Raw genomic sequence first — 26,976 nt, 5'->3', positions numbered from 1 at the left:
GCTTTGACTGGATATTCACACGGCCTTTCGCGGGCCTGGTCACAAAGTTCGGAGGAGCCAACTCTCATATGGCCATCCGTTGTGCAGAATACGGACTGCCCGCAGCCATCGGTGTGGGAGAACAGCTCTTTCTGACCGTGTCCGGGGCGAAGCAGGTGCTGCTTGATCCGCGGGTATCCGTACTCAAGGCGTATTGAGCAAGGAGAAGGAGCATGATCGCAATCTCCATGCGCATGACGCGGCACATCTATCCCGGCGGAGGAGAAGAAGTCCGCGACGCTCTGGCCCATGACTGGTGGCGTTTTTTGGAGACCGCTCTGCCGGGAATGCGTGTATTCCCCGTGCCCAATATCGGGGAAAGCGTTGAAAGGCTTGTTCAGGAACTTCCTCTGACCGGGCTGATACTCAGCGGCGGCGACGACTGGGGGGTATTCCCCCAACGGGATCTCACGGAAAAAACGCTGGTTCGGTGGGCGGAACGGCGGCAGCTCCCCATCCTTGGTGTATGCCGCGGCGCGCAGGTGCTCAATCTGCTTCTGGGCGGGCGCGTAGCTCCAGGCTTCGGCACGGCTCATGTGCGTACCCGTCACGCTCTCCAGACGTACTCCTGCGATGGCGCACCCATGCGGGCCGGAGCATCCGTGGAGGTCAACTCCTATCATAGCTGTGCCATACGGCAGGAAGATCTCGCTCCAGCTCTGACGCCCTGGGCCGTTGCCGGCGACGGCACGGTGGAAGGCTTTTGCCGTAGCGATGGCAGGATCATGGGCATACTCTGGCATCCGGAGCGGGAAACAACGGCTCAGACGCACGACATTCATCTCTTTCAGGCATTGCTGCAGGAGAAAGCATGAAAACAGCAGGCATCATACTGGCGGCGGGGCGAGGGTCGCGCATGAAGGCCCTGACTTCGGAGCATCCCAAGTGTCTTGTGGAACTGGCGGGCAAGCCGCTGCTGGCATGGCAGGTGGCCGCTCTTCGCGGCGCGGGCCTTGAACGCCTCCTCGTGGTACGCGGCTATGCGGCCTCGTGCATCCAGGGTCCTTTCGAAACGACAGAAAATCCGCGCTGGGAACACACCAACATGCTGTCCACCCTGATGTGCGCGGACGGCTTTGCCCGCGACGTGTTCGCCCACGGCATTGAGCGCCTGGTCGTGTCCTATTCGGATATCGTGTACCACTCGGATCATGTGCGCAAGCTGCTGGACTGTCCTTCGGATATAGCCATCACCTATGACACGGCATGGCAGGCACTGTGGACACTGCGCTTCGGCGACCCTCTGCTGGACGCTGAGACCTTCCATCAGGAAAACGGCCTGCTGCGGGAGATCGGAGGCAAACCGCACTCCCTCGACGATATCCACGGCCAGTATATGGGCCTGCTCTGCTTCAGTCCTTCCGGCTGGGATACGGCGGTACGGCTCTGCTCTTCTCTGGGCGAGGCTGTGGACAAAACCGATATGACAAGCTTTTTACGCCTGCTCCTGGCGCAGTCCGTACCCGTCGGCGCAGTGCCCGTCGCCGGAAAATGGTGCGAAGCGGACAGCTCAGGCGATTTGCAGGCTTATGAAAACGCGCTGGCACGGGGCCACTGGTCCCACGACTGGCGCTAAGGGAGGCTCCATGAAACACGGAGATTTTACGGCGCTGGCGGATAACTACGCTCGTTACCGCCCCGGCTATTCGCCTTTTGTTCTGAACGCCTTTCTGTCTCTTGCAGAGAGAGAGAGAGAGAGAGAGAGAGAGACAACTGCGGCCCTGACCTGCGCTGACGCAGGTGCCGGCACAGGCATCTGGTCTCGCCAGCTGGCATCCGCCGGCGTACATGTGATCGCCGTGGAACCCAACGATGCCATGCGCAAGGCCGGAGAAAAGCAAAGCGCTGGCTGCGATATCCTCTGGCGAAAAGGCGGCGCTGAACATACCGGTCTGCCCGCAGACTCCTGTGATTTGGTCTGCATGGCGTCTTCCTTCCACTGGCCGGACTTCGACGCGGCAGTAAAAGAGTTTGGGCGTATCCTCAAACCCGGCGGTCTGTTCATGGCGCTCTGGAATACCCGGCGCTTTGAATCCAACCCGCTGCTGGTGGAAATCGAAGACTATTTGCACAAACTTGTGCCGGAACTCAAGCGCGTGTCCTCCGGCCGTTCCGAATTCTGCAATACTCTGACGGATCGCCTGCGCAGCCGCAAAGAATTTACCGACGTTCTCTATGTGGAAGGACGGCATACCGAACAACAGTCCCAGGAACGCTATATCGGCCTGTGGGAATCGGTCAACGATATACGCGTACAGGCAGGAGAAGAACGCTTTGCCCGCTTCATCGACCATATCAAGGAAGTAACCAGAGACACGCCGGTCATCGAGGCCGAGTATCTCACCCGCGCATGGATAGCGCAAACCAAACCGGCGTCTTTCCCGCTGAGGGAATAGCGCCCAACCCCAAGGGGGAGATTATGAAAACAGAATGGGATTACACACTGCTTGCCGATGCTTATCTGAAACGCCCCGATTACGCGCCTTCGGCACTGGAAAAACTGTTTCGGATTGCCGGACTTCAGCCGGGCGACAACGTATGCGACATCGGCGCAGGCGTAGCCCACCTTACTCTCCCCCTGGCGGCTTTCGGCTGTCAGGTCGATGCCGTTGAACCCAACGATGCCATGCGGAACAACGGCAAAAAGCGCACGGCCCACCTCACTTCCGTACACTGGAGTGAAGGCACGGGCGAGGCTACAGGACGCCCCGCAGGCATGTACGACTTTGTGACCTTCGGCTCTTCCTTCAACGCCTGCGACCGCAGCAAGGCGCTGATGGAAACACACCGGCTGCTCAAACCGGGCAAGTACTTCACCTGCCTCTGGAACCATCGGGATCTGAATGATCCCATCCAGAAAAACATCGAGGATATCATCAAGGCCCATATCCCCCACTACGGCTACGGAACCCGCAGGGAAGACCAGACGGACATCATCGCCGCCTCCGGGCTCTTCCAGCCTGCTGTTTACATAGAAGGGCATATCCTCTGGGAGCAGGACATCAAGGACACCGTGCGCGCCTGGGCCTCCCATGCCACACTACAACGGCAGGCAGGAGAAAATTTCCACGCAATCATTGAAGAAATAGAACGCTATCTGAACTCTCTGGATCGAAAAAGCATTTCCATACCGTACACCACCAGAGCATGGATAGCGCAGCGCAAGGACGCATAATGCCTTCTTCCAGACAAGAAAACGAGGGACGGGTCATCTGGATCACCGGACTCTCCGGCGCGGGTAAGACAACGCTTGCCCGCGCCCTGCTGCACCATCTGCCGGGAGCTCTTCTTTTGGACGGCGACGAACTGCGAAAAGCTCTGAACGTTGCAGACAGTGCCTTCGATGCCTTTAGCCGCAAACAACTTGCACTGACCTATGCCCGCCTGGCTGAACTTCTGGCTCGACAGGGGGTGACTGTCATCGTGGCCACCATCTCGCTTTTTCATGAAGTCCACGCATGGAACCGCGAACATTTGCCGAACTATCTGGAAGTCTTTCTGGACGTATCTGAAGAAGAACGCCGCCGCCGTGACCCCAAGGGGCTGTATGCCGGACAGCAGGCGGGCAGAGTGAAGGACATGGCAGGAGCAGACACGAGAGTGGAACTGCCGCTCGATCCGCACCTCCGGCTGAACGCTGCGCTGTCCCTCGATGAAGCTGTTCGGCTGATCCTGGCAAAGATAGAATAAACAAGACTGCCTGGAACTTCCCGGCTCTTCGGTTGTCCGCAGCGGTCTCCGTTTTCTACCTCTCAGTGTGGGTATCAGAGGACGAATGCCTGGGAGGAGAAATCCCTCCTGGTTCTGTTTACTTGAGAAAGTTTAGGCCGTTCAGGCATATTTCCCTCTCGTTCAACGGTCAGCAAAGAAAGGCGTCGAGCAGGATACCGGCGGAGAACAGCACACCAAAAATCAGGATGTTGCGCGCCGTCAGTCCCAGGCAGCGGTTCAGGCCGCGGCCCGCGCCTATGGAGGCGATGAGCGTCCACACGCGGTAATGCGGCACAAGGAAAACGAGCGGCAGTATCCCGGCCCAGAACAGTCCGTGCGGCAGGAGACAGAGCGCAAACGCGCAGGCAAGGCCGCCCGCGGCCAGATAGAGGCGCAGCCCGAACTCCGCGCCGAAGCGCACGATGATGGTCTTCTTGCCGGAAGCGCGATCCTGATCGCGATCCCGAAAATTATTGATAATGAGCAGAAGGTCGATGCACATGCCCACGGCCAGCCCCGCCAGCGTCGCCTGCGGCGGCCAGAAGCCCATCTGCACGGAACAGGTGAAACCCACGGGAACAAGCCCGAAGAACACCAGCACCAGCACGTCTCCCCAGCCGTGGGCGGCCAGAGGATAGGGTCCGTCGGAATAGAGGTAGGCGCACAGGATGCACACCAGCGCCACGGCAATCATGGGCCAGCCGCCATACCAGGCCAGCGGCAGTCCAGCCAGCAGTGCAAGTCCGATAACCACGGCGATGCCGCGCTTCATGGCGGCGGGAGATATCCAGCCTTCGGCGCAGGCGCGGCGCGGCCCCAGCCTGTCCCCGCGGTCGTTGCCATGGAGAAAATCACTGAGATCGTTGATAAAATTGGAAGCGATCTGCATAAGAAGCGCAAAGAGCATACACAGAAACGCGGGAAGAAGGCGGAAGCCCCCGCCCCACACGGCCAGAGAACAGCCCACGGCCACCGGCGACAGTGCCGCGGCCAGAGTTTTCGGGCGGGCGGCCAGCACCCACGCATACCAGGAATCCCTGCGCACTTCCTTTTCCGTCATGGCGTACTCCAAAGCTCGAAAGCCAAAAACATCGCGGTGCGAGAATAGCGCATATCCTCCCCAAAGAAAAGAAGAGCCGCCATGCCTGCCGCAGAGGAATTGACCGCGGCGGCGGAGAAAGCTATCTTTTCTTCGTCACATTCAGGGATATGCGCCGCGGCGCATGGTTCCACCGCTGCCCCGTGCGCCCTGAACGCGCAGCAGCCAAACGACAGAGGCCCCCATGAGTCAGACTCCATCCGCCCCCGAAGCGGAACGCCCGCAGGGCACAGACTTTCTGCGCGCCCGCATCAATCAGGACAATCTCACCGGCCGCTTCGACGGGCGCGTACACACGCGCTTCCCCCCAGAACCCAACGGCTATCTGCACATCGGACACGCCAAGTCCATCTGCATCAATTTCGGACTGGCTCAGGAATACCACGGCCAGTGCAATCTGCGCTTCGACGACACCAATCCCGTCAAGGAAGACACGGAATATGTGGATTCCATCATGGAAGACGTGCGCTGGCTGGGCTTCCAGTGGGCGGGAGAGCCTCACTACGCCTCAGACTATTTCGACCAGCTCTACGCCTTTGCCGAAAAGCTCATCCTGATGGGCAAGGCCTATGTGGATGAGCTGAACGCCGACCAGATCCGGGAATACCGGGGTACGCTGACCAGACCGGGCATCCCCAGCCCGTGGCGCGACCGCCCCGCTGAGGAGAGCCTCGACCTGTTCCGCCGCATGAAGGCCGGAGAATTTGAAGACGGAAAATACGTCCTGCGCGCCAAAATCGACATGGCCTCTCCCAACATCGTCATGCGCGACCCCACCATTTACCGCATCCGCCATGCCTCGCATCACCGCACGGGTGACAAGTGGTGCATCTATCCGATGTACGACTTCACCCACTGCCTGTCGGATTCCCTTGAGGGCATCACCCATTCGATCTGCACACTGGAATTCGACAATAACCGCGAACTGTACGACTGGGTGCTGGACACACTCGGCGTGTATCATTCCCAGCAGATAGAGTTTGCCCGCCTCAACCTCACCTATACGGTGCTGTCCAAGCGCAAGCTCATCCAGCTTGTGAAGGAAGGCTATGTGCGCGGCTGGGACGACCCCCGTATGCCCACCATCTGCGGCCTGCGCCGCCGCGGGTATACGCCCGAGGCCATCCGGGACTTCTGCTCGCGCATCGGCGTCGCCCGCGCCGCCGACTCCGTGGTGCATTACAGTCTGCTGGAGTTCTGCTGCCGCGAGCACTTAAACGCCGTCACCCCGCGCTGCATGGCCGTGCTCGACCCCGTCAAGGTGGTCATCACCGACTACCCGGAAGACCTCGTGGAGGAATTCGATCAGCCTCTGCACCCCGAAGACGCCTCCTTCGGCAGCCGCAAGGTTCCCTTCTGCCGCGAAATCTACATCGACCGCGACGACTTCCGCGAAACCCCGCCGAAGAAATACTTCCGCCTCTCCCCGGGCGCGGAAGTGCGCCTGCGCTACGCCTACTACATCACCTGCCGTGAAGTCATCAAAGACGCCAATGGCAACATCGTGGAGCTGCACTGCACCCACGATCCGTCTTCCCGCGGCGGCTCCAGCCCCGACGGCCGCAAGGTCAAGGGCACGCTGCACTGGGTGAGCGCCCGCCACGCCGTTTCTGCGGAAGTGCGCCTGTACGAACAGATGTTCACCACGGAGAGCGATTCCGACATTGAAGAAGGCAAAACCTTCCTTGACTACTTCAACCCCGAGTCCGAAAAAGTTGTGACGGCCATGACCGAACCCTATCTGGCCACACTGCCCGTGGGCAGCCACGTCCAGTTTGAGCGCGTAGGTTACTTCTGCGTCGATCCCGACACTGCCCCCGGCCGCCCCGTGTTCAACCGCACCGTGACACTCAAGGATTCCTGGGCCAAACTCGAGAAAAAGCAGTAAGCCCCTTCCCGCGCACCTCACCAAGGACAAGGAGACAGCATGTCCATCTTTGAAAAGAATAAGGCCCTGGCCCAGCTCTTCGACCAGCACAAGGCGCGCCTCTGTCAGGAAGAAGGCCTGAACGAAGACCAGATCCGCTCCGCTATCGAAAGCGGTACCATGGTGCTTCTGGGCAATCCCGCACATAGGAACGTGAAGCCCATCCTCGTGGGCCAGCCCGCCCGCGTGAAGGTGAACGCCAACATCGGCACCTCGCCCTTCCAGTGTCAGGTGGAGGGCGAAATGAAGAAGCTCAGCGTCGCCCTCAAGGCCGGAGCCGATACCGTCATGGATCTGTCCATCGCCGGAGATCTGGACGCCATCCGCCGCCGTATGCTGGAAGTCTGCCCCGCCCCGCTGGGCACCGTGCCCATGTACGGCGTGGCCCAGATCTATATCGACCGCGGCGAAGACCCAGCCTCCATTGACCCTGAAGTCATCTTTGCCGACGTGGAAAAGCAGGCCGAGCAGGGCGTGGATTTCATGACCCTGCACTGCGGACTTACCCGCCAGGGCGCCGAGTGGGGAGCCAAAGGCGGCCGTGTTCTGGGCATCGTGTCCCGCGGCGGCAGCATCCTTTCCCGCTGGATGCTGCGCAACGGCAAGGAAAACCCGCTGTTCACCCAGTTTGACCGGCTGCTGGACATCGCACTGAAGCACAACGTCACGCTGTCCCTCGGCGACGGGCTTCGGCCAGGTGCGAACAGCGACGCCGGCGACGCCGCCCAGTGGATGGAAGTCATCATGCTCGGCCAGCTCGCCAGGCGCGGACTTGAAGCCGGCGTGCAGTGCATGATCGAGGGGCCTGGCCATGTGGCTCTGAACGAGGTGGAAGCTCAAATTACCAGCATCAAGAAGCTCACCCACGGCGCCCCCCTCTATGTGCTCGGGCCGCTGACAACGGACACCACCCCCGGCTACGACCACATCGCCGGAGCCATCGGCGGGGCACTGGCCGTGCGGGCGGGCGTGGACTTCCTCTGTTACCTCACCCCTGCCGAACACCTGACCCTGCCTGACGAAGACGACGTGAAACAGGGCGTCATGGCCTCGCGAGTAGCGGCACAGGCCGGAGAAAACGCCCTCGGCGCACCCCGCGCCCGTGCGAAGGAAGCCCGTATGTCCAAGGCCCGCATGGAGCTGGACTGGGATACGATGAAAAAAATCGCCATCGACCCAGACCTGCTGGACAAACGCCGCGAACCTCACAGGCACGAGGAAGCCTGCGCCATGTGCGGCAACTTCTGCGCCGTGCGCATGATGCGCGAAGGCAATCCAGCGGCCGTCCCCGCGCACTGCCAGCACCATAAAAAGTAAGACTTCTTTTCAATCCTAAAAGCCGGGGGAGAACCGCCTTTCCCCCGGCTTTATTTTTCCGCTCTCCGGTATACCTGCAACGGTCAGACCCAAACGTCTTTTAGCGGTTTCACTGTTTTCCTTTTGCGTCCAGCCCCAGCTCCCATCACGAATGTTTCAATCAGCAGCCAACAGGTCAAAATCATGCGGTTTGTCTCTCCCTGAAAGAGGTAGATTTCAAACCTCAACGAAACTTTTGATGAACAAGGCTGAGCATAAAGAAAAAAGACGCCCCTGCATGGAGCGTCTTTGAAAAAGCCGGAAGGACAAAAATCAGTTCTTCAGGCTGTGGATGGGCGCAGGGATGCGGCCGCCCAGTCCGATGAAGGCGGAAGCGTCGCCGGTATGCACGGGAATAATCTTGGCCTTGCCGAGCAGCCCGCCGAAGACCGCCGTTTCGCCCACGCCCTTGCCGGGCACGGGGATGACGCGCACAGCCGTGGTCTTGGTGTTAATCATGCCGATGGCCATTTCATCGGCGATAATTCCGGAAATGGTGGACGCCGGAGTGTCACCGGGGATGGCGATCATGTCGAGTCCCACGGAACAAACGCTGGTCATGGCTTCGAGTTTTTCCATGGTGAGCGCACCGCTGTTGGCCGCGGCCTCGATGCTGGAATCTTCCGAGACAGGAATGAACGCGCCGGAAAGTCCGCCCACATGGGAGGAAGCGAACACGCCGCCTTTTTTCACGGCGTCATTGAGCATGGCCAGCACTGCCGTGGATCCGGGCGCACCGATGGAGGACAGGCCCACGCTCTGGAAAATTTCGCCCACGGAATCGCCCACGGCGGGAGTGGGAGCCAGTGAAAGATCGGCGACGCCGAAAGGCAGGCCCAGGCGTTCGGCCACTTCCCTGCCGATGAGTTCGCCCACACGGGTCACCTTGTAGGCCGTGGACTTGATGACTTCCGCCACTTCGCCGAGGGTAAGGGCGGCATGGGTCTCCTTGGCTCGGTCGATGGCCTTTTTGACCACACCCGGCCCGGAGACGCCCACGTTGATGACAACATCCGGCTCGCCGATGCCCAGATAGGCCCCGGCCATGAAGGGGACATCCTGAGGAATGTTGGCGAAGACCACGAGCTTGGCGCAGCCGATGCCGTCGCGGTCGCTGGTGGCGGCGGCCACACTGAGGATCTGGCGGCCCATGAGAGCCACGGCGTCCATGTTGATACCGGCCTTGGAGGAGGCTACGTTGATGGAGGAACAGACGCGGTCGGTGCTGGCCAGGGCTTCGGGCAGGGATTCGATAAGCGCCCTGTCGCCGGGCGTCATGCCTTTTTCCACCAGCGCGCCGAAACCGCCGAGAAAATCAACGCCGGCTTCCTTGGCGGCTTCATCGAGCATTTGACAGGCCCGAACCATCTGTCCGGCACTGAATCCGGCTCCGACAACGGCCATCGGGCTGATGCTGATGCGCTTGTTCACCACGGGGATGCCGTAGCGGGCGCCCACGTCGTTGCAGATTTCCACAAGGTGGGAGGCGTATTTGGCAATTTTCGCACGCACCTTGTAGGAGAATACATCGAAATCGTGACTCACGCAGTCAAAAAGGCTGATCCCGAGGGTGACGGTACGCACGTCGAGATGTTCGCTGCGGAGCATGTTGATGGTGCTGAGTACTTCGCGTTCGGTAAGCATGGGCAGTCCTGCGTAAAGTTAAACGATGGGCACCCTGTGGATGGCCTCGAAGATGTCCTGATGCTGTATGCTTAAAGACAGTCCGGAAGAGCGGGCCTTGGCTTGAAGCATCTGGCGGAAGGCGGTTCTGTTGATGGAGAGGGGCAGAGCGATCTCGAAGACCAGAACGCATTCATCGCTCTGATTGTCCACGCGGATGGCCTTGAGATTTTCGATGTTCACCTTCTGTTCGGCGAAGATGCCGGAAATCATGGCGATGATCTCCGGCTGATCGGAGCCGTTGACCGTAACCACAAAAGGCTCGGTGCCTTCGCCGCTGTCAAAGGCGGAACTTGTGTCGAAGGTGCGGGAAGTCACGGTGAGATCCATGTTCCGGGCTTCGAGGCTGAGACTCACCACGCGCTGGGTGTCTTCCGCCGTCACGTTTTCTGGAGCGGAAACAATGAAAATGGAGGCGAACTGCCCTTTCAGGATGGTCTGGCTCAGTTCATCGATGTTGCACTTTGCCTTGGAGAGCGCGCTGGCGATGGCATGGACTACGCCGGGGCAGTCCTGTCCGATGACGGAAATGACGATATGGTTCACACTGGCCTCGCTGCGGGTAGGAATTCCTGATGTGCGGGAAGAAAACAGCATAGACAGGAGCCGGGAGGGCGTCAAGAGCGGGGCCGCTTACCAGCTTTTCGAGGAACGCCGCCACAGGTAGGGCGGGATGGGGAAAGCGTCCTTCCACAGACCAAGACGCTTCTGCCTGGCGAGGGATTCTTCCCGCTTCCAGGTGCTGCAGAAACTGCCGGAGCAAAACCGGTCGTACACCCAGGCCATGCCCGCCCGAACCTGGCGCTCGTTCAGGGAAACCTTGTCGATGACGCCGTTTTCCATACGGTAGACAAGCGCCACATGGCGGTCGTACTGATCCCGGTACAGGAGCTGCAGCTGAAAACGGCAGCCCTTCATGAGTCCATAGAGGTGGCGGCGGGACACATCTCCGAAGGGCTGTTCCTTTTCAGGGGCGTCTATGCCGTAAAGCCGCACGGACAGCCGCCGGCCCGAAGCGTCCACAAGGTCAAAGCTGTCACCATCGTAAAGTCTGGCGAGGCGGTAGGAGGCGCGCTGCTTTTTCCGGGAAGAAGCCGCTGACTGAAACGTCGCGGCCTGCGCCGATGAAACCGTACTGAACCTGTGTGCGTTCTGTCCTGAGTCCGCAGTCTCCGTGTCTTCCTCCAGCACGGACGGGAACGGCCATCCCACGAGCAGGCAGACAAGCGCGGAGGTGACAAGATGCGAGAATTTTTGGCGTCCGGCAAGGCGGACGAAGCGCTGGAGCCGCCGGAACATCAGCGTTCTCCGAGAAGTCTGGACAGTGCCGCGGCGATACCGCTCACGCTGAGGCCGACGTCGGAGCGCAGGCGGCGGACAGGCCCGTGTTCGATGAAGCGGTCGGGCAGCCCCAGACGCCGCACCGTGAGCTTCCTGAGCAGGTCGCGATCCGCCAGAAATTCCAGCACGGCGGAGGAAAAGCCTCCCATGCGGGCGTTGTCCTCCACCAGAAGAAAAGCCGTGTGCGTTTCGGCGAGTTCGAGGATCTGCTCTTCCGGCAGAGGCTTTACCCAGCAGGGGTCAAAGACTGAGGCCAGCTTGCCCGTTTTGCGGGCGGTGAGAAGCGCGGCTTCCACACAGGGCATGGCCCGCTGCCCCGCGGCCAGAATGCAGACCCCGGCGTTCCCGTTGAGAAGCAGTTCACCGCGTCCGGGCATGGGGAGCGCGGAGCTTTGCGGGACGAGGGCGGAGGCAAATTCGCCGTGTTCGGGCAGGCTTCGGCTCGCCCCGCGGGGATAGCGCAGGGCCACGGGCCGCTCCAACGCTACGGCGGAGGCGAGACCGCGGCGGAGGCTGGCTTCATCGCGGGGGGCAAAGATCGCGAGATTCGGCACCACGCGCAGCCAGGAGAGGTCGAAGGCTCCGTGATGCGTGGGTCCGTCCTCGCCCACCAGCCCGGCGCGGTCAAGGCAGAGCGTCACCGGCAGACTTTGAAGGCAGACATCGTGGATGATCTGATCGTAGGCCCGCTGCATGAAGGTGGAATAGATGGCCACGACAGGACGGTAGCCGCGTGTGGCCAGACCTGCGGCAAAGGTGACGGCGTGTTCCTCGCAGATGCCCACGTCGGCAAAACGTTCCGGGAAGCGCTCGCGGAAGGGTTGAAGGCCCGTGCCGTCAGGCATGGCCGCGGTGATGGCGAAGATGCGGGGATCGTGTTCGGCCAGTTCACAAAGCGTTTCGCCAAAAGTGCGGCTGAAGCCAGGCCCCTCGCCGCCAAGGCCTTCCGGCAGCGGCGGGACGGAGACCTCGTCGGGCACAGAGGCGGAAATTCCGTGGAAATGCGCGGGATCCTGTTCTGCGGGGACGTAGCCCTTCCCCTTCCGGGTGCGGACGTGGAGCAGTACGGGCATGTCAAGCTGTTTTGCAGCCTGAAGATTCCGTTCGAGCTGAGCTATGTCGTGGCCGTTGACCGGGCCGATGTAGTTGAACTGGAAGGCTTCGAAGAGTGCGCCGGGCGTGAAGAAGGACTTGAAGCTGAATTCGCCTTTCTTGATGGCCTCAAGCAGGCTTTCGCCCTTGGGCAGCCGTGTGATCACGCGGGCCACCTGCTGTTTGATGCTCATCACCCTGCGGTGCGAGAGGTTGCGGCTGAGAAACAGCGAGAGCGCGCCCACATTCTCGGAAATGGCCATTTTATTGTCATTGAGAATAACAATGAGGCGCTTGCCCATGCCGCCCGCCTGATTCAGTGCTTCCAGCGCCATGCCGCCGGAAAGCGCACCGTCGCCGATAACCGCAACGACGTGTTCCTTGCCGCCTGCGAGGTCGCGGGCCGCGGCCATGCCCAGCGCAGCGGAAATGGAGGTGGAGGCGTGCCCCGTGCCGAAGGCGTCGCAGGGGCTTTCAGCGCGCTTTGGGAAGCCGGAAAGCCCGCCGTAGCGCCGCAGCGTCTCGAACTGCCCGGCCCGGCCGGTGAGCAGTTTCCACGGGTAGCTCTGATGTCCGACATCCCAGACGATGGAATCTTCAACGGGGTCAAAGCAGGAAAGCAGGGCTATGGTCAGTTCCACAACTCCCAGCGAAGGTGCGAGATGCCCGCCGTTGCGCGTGACCACGTCGATGACGGTGTCGCGTATTTCCTGCGCCAGCCTTTGCTTGTCCTCCAGAGAGAGCGCCGGGATGCTCCCTGGCAGATCGAGGCTGGAAAGAAGCGGGGTTTTGACCATGACTGTGCCTTGAAAACAGGTTCAGCGTTTGCGATGGGCGAGTCCGCGGGCAATACTGCGGAGCAGTTCTGCGTCCGGGCCGGCAAAAAACCCGTCGAGGGCAGCTTCCGCAGCCGCGCAGTGCACCTGTGCCTGACGGCGGGATTCATCAAGTCCGATGAGCGACGGCCAGGTGGCCTTGCCGCTCTCCGCATCGTGACGCACTTCCTTGCCAACCACTGCGGCATCACCGGTAACATCCAGAATGTCATCGGTGATCTGGAAGGCCATGCCTAGTTCTTCGCCGTACAGGCGGGCCGCGGCGCGCTTCTCTGCGCAAGCTCCGGCGAGTACGGCCCCGCATTCACAGGCGCCGCGCAGGAGCGCCCCGGTCTTTTTCCCATTGAGCAGCAGCAGTTCTTCCACGCCGAGCCGCTTGCCCTCGCCCAGCAGGTCGAGCATCTGCCCGCCTGCCATGCCCTCCGCTCCGGCGGCCTCGGCGATGAGCTGAAGGGCTTCGATCAGCCTGTCCGCAGGAGCAGAGGCGCACGTCATGTGACTGAAGGCGTTGGTCAGCAGAGCATCTCCCGCAAGTATGGCGGTGGCCTCGTCAAAGGCTTTGTGGCAGGAAGGGCGTCCCCGGCGCAGATCATCGTCATCCATGGCCGGCAGGTCGTCGTGGATCAGGGAATAGGTGTGGATCATCTCGATGCCGCAGGCGAAAGGCAGCAATGCTTCGGTAAGCTCCGCAGCGCGTTCCGGGGCGCAGGTTCTGGCCGTGGCCAGACAGAGGACAGGGCGGAGGCGCTTGCCTCCGGCAAGCAGGCTGTAGCGCATGGCGTCCGAAAGGCGTGCGGGGATGCCGCTTTCCTTGAAAGCCTCAGAGAGATAGCCTTCCACAGACTTGATGAGAGCTTGCATCCTGCCTCCTGGGAAAATCGTGGGAAAAGCACTGCCAGACGGGTTCAGACCTCGTCCCCAGGCGCTTCCTGTTCGGGTTCAAAGGGAACGGCGCCGTTCTCCGTACACACGCGGATGTCGTGTTTCGCCCGTTCAAGCTCTTCGCGGCAGGCCGCGGCAAGGGTCAGCCCTTCCTTATAGAGTGCCACCGATTCCTCAAGCGGACTGTTGCCGTTTTCCAGCGTGGCGACAATTTCCTGAAGGCGGGTGAGGCGTTGTTCAAACGTGGGTTCTTTCGTATTCATCGTGAAGCCTTTTTGGGCCTGGCATCGGACAGGCTGCGCGAAGGCCCGCCCGTCGTCTGCGGAGGATAGGACAGAAGCGGCATGGCGTCCACGGCTACGCCCTGCACCATCAGTCCGAAATGGAGATGCGGTCCGGTCACGCGCCCTGTGGAACCGGACCGGCCGAGTACCTCTCCCCTTTGTACACGCTCACCGGGGGTTACGTCAAAGGCGGAAAGATGTCCGTACACGCTGACAACGCCCTGCCCGTGGTCAAGGTAGACGATGCTGCCCCCGTAATACTGCGGCTCCGCAAGCAGAACGATGCCATCCGCGGCCGCCCGCACCGGAGAACCTTCAGGGCTGCGCAGGTCGGTGCCCATGTGCGGAGCGCGGGGTGTGCCGTTGAACACGCGGCGTCCGCCGAAGGGACTGGTAATGCCGCCGGGCACGGGACGTGCCAGGGGCAGTTCCCACAGCCGTTCGCTGCGGGTGGCCAGCGCCTTGCGGCTATGCTGCCGGTCACGGGCAATCTGTTCCCTGACGGAGGCGGGCGGCTCCACATAGCGGGGCGGGACGGAAAGAACGCTCTGCGGCCAGGCAACTTTTTTCGCCGTGATGGAAAACGTGCGCTCTTCCCCGTTCAGCACCGTCTTCAGCGTCTGCCGGCCTCGGGCATCCAGCGGCAGAGCCAGAAGTATCGAAGCTTCCCAGCTCCCGTCGGCCTTCTGGCGTGCGGGAACGGCAAGCGTCTCCCCTCTCCAGCGGAAGTCTATGGTGAAAGCCCTGTCGTCCGCCACGGTGACGGGAAAGGCGCGGCCCTGGCTCACCGCCGCGGGCACATTGAAGGTCGCGGCCTGCGCAGGAATTCCGAAGGCCAGAAACAGGCCCAGAAGCAAGGAGGCAAGCGTCTTCATGGACGTTCGCCTTCTTCAGGGGAAGGGATGACGGCGTCCACCGTGGCCAGGAGGCGTCCGTCGGAGAGGGCAACGGCGATGCGCATTCCTGCAGCAATGCCGCTGACGGAACGCAGGAAGCCCCCGGAAGAGTCGCGCACCATGGCGTAGCCGCGGCGCAGGGGAAGATCCGGGTCGCCGCTGTGCAGGCGTAGTTCCAGACGGCTCAGGGCGTGCTCCTGCACCGTGCCCAGGCTGCGCCCCAGAACGGGAAGGGGCAGGGCTGCTCGTTCGATGTCTCCTGCGGCACGGGCCAGCCGTGCTTCGCCGGCTCCGTTCAGTCGCAGTGCCAGTGCTTCAAGGCGTGCCTCACGGCGTTCGAGACCGCCGGGCAGGGAAGAGAGCGCTGCGGAAAAACGTTCCACAAGCCGTACTTTTTGCTCCAGCGCACCGGCAAGAGCCGTGTCCATACGCCGGACGAGCGCGTTCAGGCGCTCCCGGTGCAACCGCAGGCGTTCCTGCGGGGAAAGCAGACCGAGTGCCTGCCGTTGGTGCGCCAGAAACTGACTCAGCAGGCGGAGGCGCCGTTCCATGCTCTGGGTCAGGGCGAGTTCCATGCCGTCCACACGCTGGGCGAAGACTGTGCGTTCCTGCCAGAGCATCTGTGCCGTGTGGCTGGGCGTCGCGGCCGAAGCGTCGGCAGCGAAGTCGGCGATGCTGTGATCGATTTCGTGGCCGATGCCCGTCAGCACCGGAATGGGAGAAGCGTAGACGGCACGGGCCACGGCTTCATCGTTGAAGGCCCAGAGATCCTGAACGGAACCGCCGCCGCGGATGAGTACGATGACCTGCGCCCAGGCGTCCCGTCCCGCCTGCCGCAAAGCCTCCGCTATGGCTGGAGGCGCGTCGTCCCCCTGTACCGGCGTGGGATAGAGGCGTATTTCTGCGCTCAGGCCGCGTTCTTCGGAAATACGGATGAAGTCGCGGATGGCCGCTCCCGAAGGAGCCGTGACCACGGCCACGCGCCTGGGTTCGCGGGGGAGGGGGCGCTTGTGCGCTGCATCAAACAGCCCCTCGGCCGCAAGACGGCGCTTCAGCGCCTCAAATTCCTGATACCACAGCCCCTGCCCCGCGGATTGAGCCGTGTCCACGACAAGCTGATACTGACCGCGCGCGCCATAGACGGTAAGCCTGCCGCTGCAAATCAGCGTCTGTCCATTTTCCATGCTGAGGGCCAGACTGGGGCGCGGGCCGTCGTCCCAGACTTCACCGGTGAGGGGATCGAAATTCTCCTGCTTCTGCTGACGCCGGAACCAGACGCAGTTCAGCAGGCAGTCGTCCTCCTTCAGGGAAAAATAGACGTGCCCGGAGGCCGGCCGGGAAAGGTTGGTCACCTCCCCCTGCACCCAGACGTAGGGCAGTCTGCCCTCTATGGCCCTGCGCACATGCTCGGTCAGCTCGCGCACACTGAGTATCGCGTCCATGATGGTGTCCCGCAGGCAGATTTCTTTTCCGGATGACGGCCTTTCCGCGTAAGGGATTGCAGGAAGGGACAGAACGCCCCCTGCCGGTTATCGCTTCCAGCCGTCGAGTACGGTCTGATACCAGGCGGAGAAGGCGCTTTCAAAGTCCGCGGCGGGCAGGGAAGTCTTCTCGCCCGTGCGCCGATCCTTCACTTCCACCACGCCCTGAGCCAGGCCCTTGCCGCCCACGGTGATCTGCGCGGGCAGGCCGATGAGGTCGGCGTCCTTGAACTTGACGCCGGGGCGCTCCTCGCGGTCGTCATAAAGCACCTCCAGCCCGCGGGCAGAGAGCTGGGCGTCGATGGCATCGCACATGCCCGCGACTTCGGCGTTTCTGGGGTCAAGGCAGACGAGCTGCACATCGAAGGGCGCGAGCTGGGGCGGAAACTTGATGCCGTGTTCATCGAAATTCTGCTCGATGCAGGCGGCCACCACGCGGGACACGCCGATGCCGTAGCAGCCCATAATCATGGTGCGCTCCTTGCCGTTTTCATCGAGGAAGACGGCGTGCATGGCATCGCTGTACTTGGTGCCCAGCTTGAAGATGTGCCCCACTTCGATGCCGCGCTTGATTTCCAGAGGCTTGCCGCAGCAGGGGCAGGGATCCCCGGCCACGGCGTTGCGCAGGTCGGCCCATTCGATAGGCAGTTTCACATCGCGGATCAGGCTCAGATGCCGGACGTGAGTATCCGCCCTGTTTGCCCCGGCGATCCAGTCGTTCCCGGCCTTGAGTTCCCTGTCAGCGTAGATTCTGTCCACGCCCTTCAATCCTGACGGGCCGGCGAAACCTACGGGCGCACCGGTCATGGCCTGCACCTGTTCAGGACTGGCGAACTGAATATCGTCGGCGTCAAGCAGGTGAGCCAGCTTGATTTCGTTGAGTTCGCGGTCGCCGCGCAGGAGGACGGCCACGGGCCTGCCGTCCGCAATAAACAGCAGGGTCTTGAGGACGCTGGAAGCGTCCGTCTTGAGGAAATCACACACTTCCTCGATGCTGTGCCGGGCGGGGGTGTCCACGAACTCCATGGCCGGGCAGGGCGTGCTGTCCTGTTCGAAATCGATCTTGATGGGGGCGCGCTCCACGTTGGCCGCCCAGGTGCAGTCCGGCCAGTTGGAACAGGCGGCGATGGCGTCTTCGCCCGTTTCGGCAAGGACCATGAATTCGTGCGAGAAGTTGCCGCCGATGGCTCCGGAATCCGCTTCCACGGGGCGGAAGTCCAGCCCCATACTGCTGAAGATGCGGCTGTAGGCTTCCTTCATGGAGGCATAGCTTTTGTTCGCACCCGCGTCGTCCACGTCGAAGGAATAGGCGTCCTTCATGAGAAATTCACGCCCGCGCATGAGGCCGAAGCGCGGCCGTACCTCGTCGCGGAACTTGGTCTGAATCTGATAGAGATTCAGGGGCAGCTGACGGTAGGACTTCACTTCACCGCGCAGAAGGTCGGTGATGACTTCCTCGTGCGTAGGGCCGAGGCAGTAGTCCCGGTCGTGCCGGTCCTTGAAGCGCAGAAGCTCCTTGCCGTACTTCTTCCAGCGGCCGGAGTCCTGCCAGAGTTCTGCGGGCTGAACCATGGGCAGCAGTGTTTCTATGGCTCCGGCGGCATTCATCTCCCGGCGGATGATTTCCTTGGTCTTTTCCAGAGCGCGCAGTCCCAGGGGCAGCCAGGTGTAGATGCCCGAAGTGAGCTTGCGGATCATGCCTGCGCGAACCAGCAGTTTGTGGCTGACCACCTCGGCGTCGGCAGGGGCTTCTTTCAGAGTGGGGATGTAGTAACGGCTCCAGCGCATGGGGATTCCTTGTTCTGAATGTTGATGTTTCAATCCACAGCCGCCCCGTCCGCCGGCTGACTCCGCAGCCGATGGACAGGGATCGTGCGGAGTGCCCTTCCCTGCCTGTCCCGCGAGCCGGCCGCAACCATGCTTGCGCGGGCAAAGCCCGATTACGCGCGGCCTGCTCGCTATCAGCGGCGCACGCGCCGCACGGCCTTCCCCGCTTCGGCGGCCAAGGGAGGGGGTACGGGACAGAATTTCATCGGCTTCGCCGTCTTGTCAACTACTCTTTTCCCCTTTTTGGGGCGCGGAGGAGATTTCAAACCACAAAGGAATTCTTGATGAGATTGTCGAGTTCTTCAAGAAAGGCGCGGAGAAGGTTTTCCTGTCCCTGAATGGAACGCAGGACTTCTCCCTTGCGGAAGATGACGCCCTTGCCGCGCCCTCCGGCAAGGCCGATGTCGGCTTCACGGGCTTCGCCCGGGCCGTTGACCACACAGCCCATGATGGCGATTTTCAAGCGGCAGGAGGCTATGCCCGGCAGACTTTGAAGGTGTTCTTCCACGGTTTCAGCGATGCGGATGAGGTCGATCTCGGTGCGGCCGCAGGTGGGGCAGGACACGATCTCCGGGCCGCGCTGCCGCAGCCCCGCGGCGCGCAGTATCTCCCAGGCCACGGCCACCTCACGCACGGGATCGGCGGTGAGGGAGACGCGCAGGGTGTCGCCTATGCCTTCGGCCAGCAGTATGCCCATGCCGACAGAAGACTTCACCGCGCCGCGCAGGGGCGTCCCCGCTTCGGTCACTCCCAGATGCAGGGGGTAGGCGGCACGGGCAGCCATGAGACGATACGCTGCAACGGTGTCCATGACGGACGAGGACTTGAGGGAGATCTTGGTATCGTAAAAGCCTCTCTTTTCCAGAATGGCTACATGCCGCAGGGCGCTTTCCACCAGCGCTTCCGGACGAGGGCCGCCGAAACGCTCCAGCAGATCCCTTTCCACGGAACCGCTGTTCACGCCCACGCGGATAACCGCGCCGTTGGCTTTTGCCGCGGCCGCCACGCTGTCCACATGGTCGCTGCCGCCGATGTTGCCGGGATTAATGCGCAGACCGCGCATACCGGCATCGAGAGCGGCGAGCGCCAGGCGGTAGTCGAAGTGGATATCCGCGATGAGCGGCACGGGCGAACGCTGGACAAGCGTCTTCAGGGCGCAGGCCGCCGTTTCGTCAGGGACGGCCAGACGCACGACTTCGCAGCCCGCACTGTGAAGCCGCTCGATCTGCTCCAGGGTGGCTGCCACGTCGCGGGTATCCGTATTAGTCATGCTCTGCACGACAACGGCCGCGCCACCGCCGATGCGGATGCCGCCGAGGTCAAGCTGCCGTGTACCGTTTCTGTGGGGAGCGCTCATGGTCTTTCCTTCATCCTGCGAAACTCGTGTAGCGCGTCCCAGGTGTATATGGCAAGTGCCAGCCAGATCACCGGAAAGGCTATTCTGTCCGGTGCCTTCATGGTTTCCCCCAGTACGGTAACGGCCAGAAGGAAATTGAGGGAGGGACTGACGTACTGAAGAATGCCGATGGTGGCCAGCGTCACATGGCGTGCCGCATAACCAAAGAACAGAAGCGGCACCGCCGTGAAGAGGACCGTGCCCATAAGCTGGAGCTGACGGACGCTGCCGTGACCAAAGAAGCCGAGCCCCTGTTCCATGCAGGCGAGCCAGAGCAGGGCAAGAGGCGCAAGCAGAAGCGTCTGGGCGAAAAAGCCGGGGAGCGGCGCAACACGGATGGTTTTCTGGAGGTAGCCATACATGGCGAAGGTTCCGGCCAGACACAGACCTGTCAATGGGACACGGCCGTAGGCTGCCACACTGAAGGTCACGCCCGCTGCGGCCAGAAGGATGGCGAGAGCCTGAAGGCGTGAGAGACGTTCGCCAAGAAGGATTCTGCCCATGAGGACGTTGAGCAGGGGCGTGATGAAGTAGCCAAGGGACGCTTCTATGACCTGCCCGGTGTTCACCGCCCAGAGAAAAATGCTCCAGTTCGTGCCCAGAAGTACGGCGGACCAGAAGATGCGGCGCAGGGTCTTCAGTTCCTTCGTCAGACTGCAAAGCCCCCGAATCTGACCGGCGAAAAGGAGAAGCAGCCCCATGAACACGCAGGACCAGATCATCCGGTGCGCCATGATGGACACGGGCGACATATCGGCAAGCAGCGGCCAGAAAAGTACGGCGACGCCCCAGAGCAGATGTGCCGAAAAGCCGGCGGCTGCACCTGCTGCGGCTCCGGCACGTTCGCCGGAGAGGGACAAGAGAGGAGAAAAACGCATGGCTGGAAAAAGCGGTCGGTTAAGGCGGAGAGAAAAAACGGCAATCCGCCCCTCCTTGACGGAAGGGCGGATCACAAAAGAGCGCCGGAAAGCCTTAGCGATTGAACGAACGGGCGTACAGTTCCACGATGGCACGCCGGCCGTTGGCTTCCAGAAAGCGCGTACCCGTGGCGGTAAAGCGCTGATGTTTAATGATGGGGGAGTCCTTCTTCACCCAGTCGTCGTTGATCCAGCGGAACCAGGCATCGCGGGTCTGGTCGAAGACGAGCAGCGGCTTGTTGCAGAGCTTGGCGAATTCCGCTCCCCAACCGGTGCCGCCGCGAACCGTCTTGTCCGCCTGAATCGTGCCGATGACGAGGACTTCGCTGCCGCTGCTGACCTGCCAGCAGATGGACTGAAGCACCTTGCGGAACAGAGGGGCGCGGGTGTATTCGCGGCCCATCAGACGGGAGACATAGGTCATGCTGACGTCCTTGAGTGCCAGCTCATCCTGAGTGAGCACACGCACGCCGCGGGTGCGTTCGTTCTGGTGGCCTTCAAAGCTGTAGTTGACCTCTTCGATGCCCCACGCTTCCGCTTGGGCGCCAAAGAATTGTTCCGCGCCGGCCGCGCCGCCGCTGAAGAGAACACACTGTTTCGGGTCGAGCATCTGATCCTCCGAAGAAGATGGGGTTGCAGGATAAGGGGCTATTCAGGAACTACCCGGCGGGTTCCGTTGGCATCGACGAGCACGCGGACACGCTGACCTGTGTAGACAATGGGATCCATGCCCTGAACGATGGATTCTTCGCTGCCATCGTCATACTTTACGGTGATTTCCTGGCCGGTCTGATGCGCGGTGGCGTCGCCGGCGCCGGCGCCGAGAAGTCCGCCGAGGAGCGCGCCGCCGAGGGTGGCGAGAGTGCGGCCTGAACCGTGTCCCATGGTGCTGCCTATGACGCCGCCGGCCACGGAACCGATGGCTCCGCCAGCAAGCTGGCGGGTGTTGCCGCTGGAATTGATGGCCACCTGATGTACGGACGTGACCGTGGCATGATAAATGGTCTGTGCACTGCGCGTCTGGCCTACGGAATAGTCATTTCCGCCTACGCGGGGAGCGCAGCCGGAAACGGCCGAAAGCGTGAACGCCATGAACGCACCTACGACAAAGGCTGTCCATCTGGAAACGTGCATAAATGTACTCCTTAAGGAGTTAAGGTCATAATAATGAAACTATCATAACCAGGTTATTGGGAATGTCCAGTTAAGAACCGGCCCCAAGGTAACTTTTTGGCGGCAGCATCCGGAAGGCTCATAAAACGTATAAACATTATGGAAATCAATAGGATAAAATGAAACGCCCGTGCAAAAAATGAGGCTTGACCACAGCGCGGCAAGAACGTAGGATTTTTCAGCTTTGCGCCGCATTTTGAAACTGCGCAGGGGGGAGAGGAAAGGGACATGGCGGCAAACGCTTCTCTCGCGGCTTTGTACAGGCCGCAGACATTCGCCGAGGTGGTGGGACAGGATATGGTTCGCGCCATTCTTTCCCGCGCGGCCAGAGAAGACCGTGTGGCTCCCGCCTACCTGCTCAGCGGCACACGCGGCGTGGGCAAGACCACCATTGCGCGCATATTTGCCAAGGCCTTGAACTGCGAACACGCCCCCACAGGCGAACCGTGCAATCAGTGCGATGCCTGCCGCCGCATCACCCAGGGAAATTTCGTGGACGTGGTGGAAATCGACGGTGCGTCCAACCGCGGTATCGACGACATCCGCCGTCTGCGCGACGCCGTCGGATACGCACCCCTGGAAGGCCGCTACAAGGTCTTCATCATCGACGAAGCCCACATGCTCACCAAGGAGGCGTTCAACGCCCTCCTGAAGACATTGGAAGAGCCGCCCGCGCGGGTGACGTTCATCATGGCCACGACGGAACAGCACAAGTTCCCCGTAACCATCGTGAGCCGCTGTCAGCACTTCGTGTTCCGCCAAATCCCGGAACCCGTCATCGAGGCGCATATCGCCGATATTCTGCGCCGGGAAGGGCGACCTTTCGAACAGGAAGCCGTGCGCCTCATCGCCCGGCGCGCTGCGGGCAGCGTGCGCGACTCCATGTCGCTTCTCGGGCAGGTGCTGGCTCTGGGCCTTTCTCAGGAAGAGCAGCTCACGGCCCGGCAGACGCGTGAAGTGCTGGGACTGGCCGGACAGGAAGTCATGGACAGGCTTCTTGATGCTCTGGCTTCCCAAAACGTACCGGCCATTACTGAACTGGTGTCCGAAGTGCTTGCGCAAGGGGCCGATATGGGCTTTTTCCTGCGCGAACTCGGCTCGCTCTGGCGCGACCTTTTTCTTTTGAAGCAGGCGGGGCCGGACGCCGTCAGCGATCTCGACCTCCCGCCTTCCGAGCAGGAAAGACTCGCGGCCGCGGCCTCCCGCTTCTCCCTGACGTATATCCACGCGGCATGGCAGATGACGCTGGATTCCCAGCGCCGCATCCTCACGAGCCTTGAACCCTCTTCCGGGCTGGAACTTCTGCTTCTGAATCTGGCCATGCTCCCACGGCTCCTGCCGCTGGCAGAACTGGAAACCTGGCCGGTCACGCACTCTTCTTCGGCTGCGGCTGCCACGACTCCGGCTTTGCCCGGAAGCTCCCGCAGCACTTCGGAGCCTGCTCCCGCCCCGCAGGCCTCTCCAAAAAAGGAAGCCGCCGCTGCCGGACTTCCGTCCACGGAGGCTCCCGAAGTTCAGACTCCGGCAGCGCCGGCCTTCGTGCCGCCCGCGCCCGCGCTGGAAACGGTGAAAACAAAAGCACCAGCGAGCGTTTCTCCGCCGGAAGCTGCGGAGAAGAAATCCACGGTTCGTTTGCGGCAGGACGACACCGCATGGAAGGATGCCCCTGTGGACACCTCTCTCTCCTGGGACAGTTTTCTGGCTTCCTGCAAGGGGGAGATACCTCTTCCCATACTGCGCCAATGCCTGGGCGAAGTGCGCGGAGACCGGCTGGTTCTTCAGCCGTTTTCTCAGGTGATAAGCCAGCAGCTTCAGCGGCCGGAAAAAATGCGGCTCATGGAAAAGCTCGCCGCGACATGGGCCGGAAGGCCGCTTTTCATCGTTTTCCGCCCGCCGCAGAAAATCGTGCGCACGGAAGCCGAACTCAAGGCGGAGATGGAAAACCATCCCGTGGTAAAAAAATTTCAGGATGTCTATGACGCCCGGCTGGTACACTGTACGCTTGCCGGCGGATAACCACAACGAACATACGGCAGCGGGTCCCACGCCCGCAAGCATCCAGGAGATGATGTATGAAGAACATGAACGATCTGCTGCGCCAGGCCCAGATCATGCAGAACAAAATAGCCAAACTCCAGCAGGAGATGGCCGAAAAGAATGTGGAAGCCTCCGCCGGGGGCGGTATGGTCAAGGTCGTCATGAACGGACGGCAGGAGATGAAATCCATCGCCATTGACAAGTCCGTCATGGAAAGCGGCGACACCGAGATGCTTCAGGATCTCATCATCACCGCCGTGAACGAGGCCGTGCGCATCGGCCGCGCCAACCTTGACCGGGAAATGGCCAATATTTCCGGCGGGATCCATCTTCCCGGAATGTTTTAGAAACACGAAAAGGAAACCGTCCGAACCGCTCTTTCCTAAAACATTGCGTCTGGTTCTGAACAACGCCGTCCTGTATGCAGGGCGGCGTTGTTCATGCAGTCTGGGCAGTGGCGGATTTAAAAGAGCGTCAGATAAAAAGGATGTTCCTTCTGGAATTCCTCGTTGATATAGTCCGCCCCATATTGTTCAATAAGCATCTTTTGTTTGGAATACAGGGAAGTTCCAAGCCCAAACCGTCCGCCTTCTATGTGCGCACCTATGCTTTCAAGAATAGTCGGTGCCATATCAAACGGCGCAAACACACGATGGGTGTCTACCTCATCAGGAGGAAAGACGGTATTGATGTTTCAATCCACAGTCGCCCCCATCCGCCGACTGACTCCGCAACCGGCGGATAGGGGCCGTGCGGATTGTCCCTCCTTTCCCCGCTTCGGCGGCGTGACCATGTTTGCCGGCAGAGCCGGACAAACACGCCGCCTGCGCTATCAGCTCGCTGACGCTCGCGCGACTTTCCCCGCTTCGGCGGCGTGACCATGTTTGCCGGCAGAGCCGGACAAACACGCCGCCTGCGCTACCAGCTCGCTGACGCTCGCGCCTCCGGCGGTTAAGGAAGGGAGAGGTTACGGAATAGGATTTCATCGGCTTCGCCGTTTTGTCAACTACTCTTCCCCCCCCCTGAAGGGGGAGATCTCAAACCACAAAGGAATTTTTGATGAAATAGGTGTTGATTTTTCGCGGATTAATTTTGGGGCTGTCCTAGCTAAGACTAATGTTTTGTCTGTTTTACCCAATAAGTTAGCTGAGTTAGGAGTTGTTTATGATCGCCTCCATTGAAACGCCATTCGCATTCCTTGAGGAACCAGTAAAAGTTTTCAGGCTTAATACCGTTAAAGCGGCGTAAGTGTCTTTTGGCCTGATTCCAGAAATTTTCTATCCCGTTGATATGATTATATTGTTCAGCAAATTTCTGGGAATGATTGATACGATGATGAAACCCGTTGATATCCAGGGCGTTGTAAGCTGAAAATGTATCCGTATAGACTATACTGTCAGGTTCCACCTGTTCCTTTTCTTACCCCTCCAAAGTAACTTTCATCGGCTTCTATCTCTCCGGATAGCCGATAACTAGGGAGGTGCGAAGCAATAAGACGCCGTAAGCGCATGAAATAGGATACGGCTGTATTACGGTTTACTCCCACCATCTCTCCGGCAGCCCTTGCCGTGGCCCCTGCCACAAAAAACTTTATAAGTTCGGTCTGTTGTCGACTATCTAGTCTGCTGCGTCTTTCATACATGCTGCTATCCTAACTCTTTTTTCTTAGCTAGGACAGCCCCTTAATTTTTTGGGTAAACATGGATATTAGTCCGTAAACAGATTTTATTGCATGATAGACAATTTCATTAAAAATGGCTTATGTATGCTAATATAAAAATACTATGAAAGATACAAATTCTTGAGCAGCAAATTTCATAGAGAACAATTTTCTGCATTTTAATCAATGGCATTTTTGATAGTCACATGCTAAGAAATTGTCAATCCTCAGAAAAAACGTTCGGAACAAAAAGCTTTACACCGGTTCGGCTGCGTTCAAGATCAGACAGGGAATCGGATACCTCCCAGGGAAAAGACCAGTGGGGCGGGCAGGTCAGTACTGTGAGTCCCTTTCGGGGCAGTGGCAATTCCAGGCGAAAGGCGTGCAGTTTCAATCCAAAGGAAGGGCGGCCGTCCGTTCCGTACCAAGGATCGCCAGCAACGGCGTGGCCGCAGGCAGCGAGCTGTGCGCGGATCTGATGCGTTCTCCCCGTAAGCAGATGCACGAGAAGCAAGCTGTATTCCCTGTCATGGATAGTCCGCGTTTCCAGAGGGGTGACAATGCAGCGAGCTTCGACCGTTCCCGCCGCAGGGGCGGGCAGCGCCCTGACCCGCTGCGTCCGGCTGTCCTTAAACAAAAAATGGCGAAGCTCCCGAGCTTCCGCTCCGGGCCAGCGGCCTTCCGCCCAGGCCAGATACTCCTTGCGCAGGGGTGTGCCGCCGCGCCCTGCCAGGGCATCGGTGAGCAGACGAACGGCCGCATAGGTCTTGCCCGCCGCGAGCAGACCGGTCGTGTCCCTGTCCAGACGGTGTACGGGAGCCGGGACAAAGCCGGCACCAGCACGTTCCCGCGCGAGTCTTGCCGCCACGCTGTCCCGATGCCCTGTTCCGCCCTGCACAGGCAGACCAGAGGGTTTATCGATCACAAGGACGTCTTCATCTTCATACACGATGTTCAGAGAGGAACGGACAGCGTCTTCCTGTCCAAGGAATGGGGTGGCATGGCCTCGGCTTCCGGCGGGCAGCAAGACGGCGAAAGGGGGAACACGGACGATGTCGCCTTCTTCAATGCGGTCGAAGGCTCCGGCACGCCTCCCATTGATGCGAACCTGGCCCGTGCGTATCCAGCGGTGCAGCTCTCCTTTTCCGGCGTCTACGCGTCGGAGAAGGAAATTGAGGAGCTTCTGACCGGCTTCGGCCCGGCTCACAGAGAGACCCTGTATGTTCTGTGCGTTCATGATGCACCAGCCCTTCCCAAACGGCTCTCGTCACAGACAGCCGGCGCAAGCATACGTTTTTCGTGCAGAGGCGTCCAGAGCATGGCCTGGGAATATCGACAT

The 26,976-nt window shown here is 60.7% G+C and carries 25 protein-coding genes and 1 pseudogene; 10 read left to right on the top strand and 16 right to left on the bottom strand.

Translation table 11 applies throughout. From position 1 onward, the window contains the following. From Q0Z94_RS00445 to Q0Z94_RS00420, 6 genes are all read left to right on the top strand, one after another. The coding region (locus Q0Z94_RS00445) for a PEP-utilizing enzyme (protein ID WP_298065820.1) at window positions 1-197 on the top strand (197 nt) is incomplete at its 5' end. Between the two features lie 15 nt (window positions 198-212). Next, window positions 213-854, top strand: a complete 642-nt coding sequence (locus Q0Z94_RS00440; protein WP_298065816.1) for a gamma-glutamyl-gamma-aminobutyrate hydrolase family protein — start codon at window positions 213-215, stop codon at window positions 852-854. Then, on the top strand, window positions 851-1,615 hold the full coding sequence (locus Q0Z94_RS00435) for a phosphocholine cytidylyltransferase family protein (RefSeq protein WP_298065813.1): 765 nt from the start codon (window positions 851-853) through the stop codon (window positions 1,613-1,615). Before Q0Z94_RS00440 ends, Q0Z94_RS00435 begins: the two co-directional genes overlap by 4 nt. 10 nt (window positions 1,616-1,625) lie before the next feature. Further along, a complete protein-coding gene (locus tag Q0Z94_RS00430) occupies window positions 1,626-2,435 on the top strand; it encodes a class I SAM-dependent methyltransferase (RefSeq protein ID WP_298065811.1) in 810 nt (269 codons plus the stop codon). A 23-nt stretch (window positions 2,436-2,458) separates the two neighbouring features. Beyond that, complete coding sequence (locus Q0Z94_RS00425; protein ID WP_298065808.1) at window positions 2,459-3,214, top strand: class I SAM-dependent methyltransferase; 756 nt, start codon at window positions 2,459-2,461, stop codon at window positions 3,212-3,214. Further along, window positions 3,214-3,729 (top strand): adenylyl-sulfate kinase, encoded by a 516-nt coding sequence (locus tag Q0Z94_RS00420; protein WP_298065805.1) that lies wholly within the window; start codon window positions 3,214-3,216, stop codon window positions 3,727-3,729. The genes Q0Z94_RS00425 and Q0Z94_RS00420 overlap by 1 nt, the downstream gene beginning before the upstream one ends. 169 nt (window positions 3,730-3,898) lie before the next feature. Here Q0Z94_RS00420 and menA read toward each other — a convergent pair whose 3' ends face one another. Continuing rightward, a complete protein-coding gene (menA, locus tag Q0Z94_RS00415) occupies window positions 3,899-4,810 on the bottom strand; it encodes a 1,4-dihydroxy-2-naphthoate octaprenyltransferase (RefSeq protein WP_298065802.1) in 912 nt (303 codons plus the stop codon). Window positions 4,811-5,033: 223 nt separating this feature from the next. On the opposite strand from menA, the gene Q0Z94_RS00410 reads away from it, so the two are divergent. Together Q0Z94_RS00410 and thiC are read left to right on the top strand one after the other, a co-directional pair. Beyond that, the gene (locus Q0Z94_RS00410) at window positions 5,034-6,737 is read left to right on the top strand and encodes a glutamine--tRNA ligase/YqeY domain fusion protein (RefSeq protein ID WP_298065799.1); all 1,704 of its coding nucleotides are present in this window, start codon (window positions 5,034-5,036) and stop codon (window positions 6,735-6,737) included. 39 nt (window positions 6,738-6,776) lie between these two features. Further along, the gene (gene thiC / locus Q0Z94_RS00405; RefSeq protein ID WP_298065796.1) at window positions 6,777-8,093 is read left to right on the top strand and encodes a phosphomethylpyrimidine synthase ThiC; all 1,317 of its coding nucleotides are present in this window, start codon (window positions 6,777-6,779) and stop codon (window positions 8,091-8,093) included. Between the two features lie 312 nt (window positions 8,094-8,405). On the opposite strand, the gene Q0Z94_RS00400 is transcribed toward thiC, so the two are convergent. The 13 genes from Q0Z94_RS00400 to Q0Z94_RS00340 all read right to left on the bottom strand — a co-directional run bounded on the left by Q0Z94_RS00400 (window position 8,406) and on the right by Q0Z94_RS00340 (window position 21,901). After that, entirely contained in the window at window positions 8,406-9,776 is a 1,371-nt protein-coding gene (locus tag Q0Z94_RS00400) for a PFL family protein (protein WP_298065792.1), read from the bottom strand. Between the two features lie 18 nt (window positions 9,777-9,794). Continuing rightward, window positions 9,795-10,412, bottom strand: a complete 618-nt coding sequence (locus Q0Z94_RS00395) for an ACT domain-containing protein (protein WP_298065791.1) — start codon at window positions 10,410-10,412, stop codon at window positions 9,795-9,797. A gap of 36 nt (window positions 10,413-10,448) precedes the next feature. Next, window positions 10,449-11,114, bottom strand: a complete 666-nt coding sequence (locus Q0Z94_RS00390) for a thermonuclease family protein (protein WP_298065790.1) — start codon at window positions 11,112-11,114, stop codon at window positions 10,449-10,451. Continuing rightward, a complete protein-coding gene (dxs, locus tag Q0Z94_RS00385) occupies window positions 11,114-13,045 on the bottom strand; it encodes a 1-deoxy-D-xylulose-5-phosphate synthase (protein WP_298065787.1) in 1,932 nt (643 codons plus the stop codon). The genes Q0Z94_RS00390 and dxs overlap by 1 nt, the downstream gene beginning before the upstream one ends. Window positions 13,046-13,066: 21 nt before the next feature. Next, window positions 13,067-13,945, bottom strand: a complete 879-nt coding sequence (locus tag Q0Z94_RS00380; RefSeq protein WP_298065786.1) for a polyprenyl synthetase family protein — start codon at window positions 13,943-13,945, stop codon at window positions 13,067-13,069. A 44-nt stretch (window positions 13,946-13,989) separates the two neighbouring features. Beyond that, entirely contained in the window at window positions 13,990-14,229 is a 240-nt protein-coding gene (gene xseB / locus Q0Z94_RS00375; protein ID WP_298065784.1) for an exodeoxyribonuclease VII small subunit, read from the bottom strand. Then, on the bottom strand, window positions 14,226-15,125 hold the full coding sequence (locus tag Q0Z94_RS00370; RefSeq protein ID WP_298065782.1) for a M23 family metallopeptidase: 900 nt from the start codon (window positions 15,123-15,125) through the stop codon (window positions 14,226-14,228). The genes xseB and Q0Z94_RS00370 overlap by 4 nt, the downstream gene beginning before the upstream one ends. Beyond that, entirely contained in the window at window positions 15,122-16,588 is a 1,467-nt protein-coding gene (xseA, locus tag Q0Z94_RS00365) for an exodeoxyribonuclease VII large subunit (protein WP_298065781.1), read from the bottom strand. Before xseA ends, Q0Z94_RS00370 begins: the two co-directional genes overlap by 4 nt. Before the next feature lie 87 nt (window positions 16,589-16,675). After that, on the bottom strand, window positions 16,676-18,415 hold the full coding sequence (locus Q0Z94_RS00360) for a proline--tRNA ligase (protein WP_298065778.1): 1,740 nt from the start codon (window positions 18,413-18,415) through the stop codon (window positions 16,676-16,678). A gap of 301 nt (window positions 18,416-18,716) precedes the next feature. Further along, on the bottom strand, window positions 18,717-19,811 hold the full coding sequence (gene ispG / locus Q0Z94_RS00355) for a flavodoxin-dependent (E)-4-hydroxy-3-methylbut-2-enyl-diphosphate synthase (protein WP_298065776.1): 1,095 nt from the start codon (window positions 19,809-19,811) through the stop codon (window positions 18,717-18,719). Then, window positions 19,808-20,728: an EamA family transporter RarD gene (rarD, locus tag Q0Z94_RS00350; RefSeq protein ID WP_298065775.1), complete on the bottom strand. Its 921-nt coding sequence runs from the start codon at window positions 20,726-20,728 to the stop codon at window positions 19,808-19,810. Before rarD ends, ispG begins: the two co-directional genes overlap by 4 nt. A gap of 94 nt (window positions 20,729-20,822) precedes the next feature. Then, the gene (locus tag Q0Z94_RS00345) at window positions 20,823-21,377 is read right to left on the bottom strand and encodes a hypothetical protein (protein ID WP_298065773.1); all 555 of its coding nucleotides are present in this window, start codon (window positions 21,375-21,377) and stop codon (window positions 20,823-20,825) included. 38 nt (window positions 21,378-21,415) lie between these two features. After that, complete coding sequence (locus Q0Z94_RS00340) at window positions 21,416-21,901, bottom strand: glycine zipper 2TM domain-containing protein (protein WP_298065772.1); 486 nt, start codon at window positions 21,899-21,901, stop codon at window positions 21,416-21,418. Window positions 21,902-22,168: 267 nt separating this feature from the next. On the opposite strand from Q0Z94_RS00340, the gene dnaX reads away from it, so the two are divergent. Together dnaX and Q0Z94_RS00330 are read left to right on the top strand one after the other, a co-directional pair. Further along, window positions 22,169-23,956: a DNA polymerase III subunit gamma/tau gene (dnaX, locus tag Q0Z94_RS00335; RefSeq protein ID WP_298065770.1), complete on the top strand. Its 1,788-nt coding sequence runs from the start codon at window positions 22,169-22,171 to the stop codon at window positions 23,954-23,956. 56 nt (window positions 23,957-24,012) lie between these two features. Then, window positions 24,013-24,324, top strand: coding sequence for a YbaB/EbfC family nucleoid-associated protein (locus Q0Z94_RS00330; protein WP_298065769.1), 312 nt, complete (start codon window positions 24,013-24,015; stop codon window positions 24,322-24,324). A 766-nt stretch (window positions 24,325-25,090) separates the two neighbouring features. Here Q0Z94_RS00330 and Q0Z94_RS00325 read toward each other — a convergent pair. Next, window positions 25,091-25,619: pseudogene (locus Q0Z94_RS00325) on the bottom strand (transposase). A 238-nt stretch (window positions 25,620-25,857) separates the two neighbouring features. Further along, window positions 25,858-26,874, bottom strand: a complete 1,017-nt coding sequence (locus Q0Z94_RS00320; protein WP_298065767.1) for an RluA family pseudouridine synthase — start codon at window positions 26,872-26,874, stop codon at window positions 25,858-25,860. Window positions 26,875-26,976 lie beyond the last annotated feature (102 nt).

Origin of the sequence: uncultured Mailhella sp. (assembly GCF_947631555.1) — a bacterium.
Lineage (GTDB): Bacteria > Desulfobacterota > Desulfovibrionia > Desulfovibrionales > Desulfovibrionaceae > Mailhella.
This window is presented reverse-complemented; position numbering and strand designations above follow the sequence as displayed.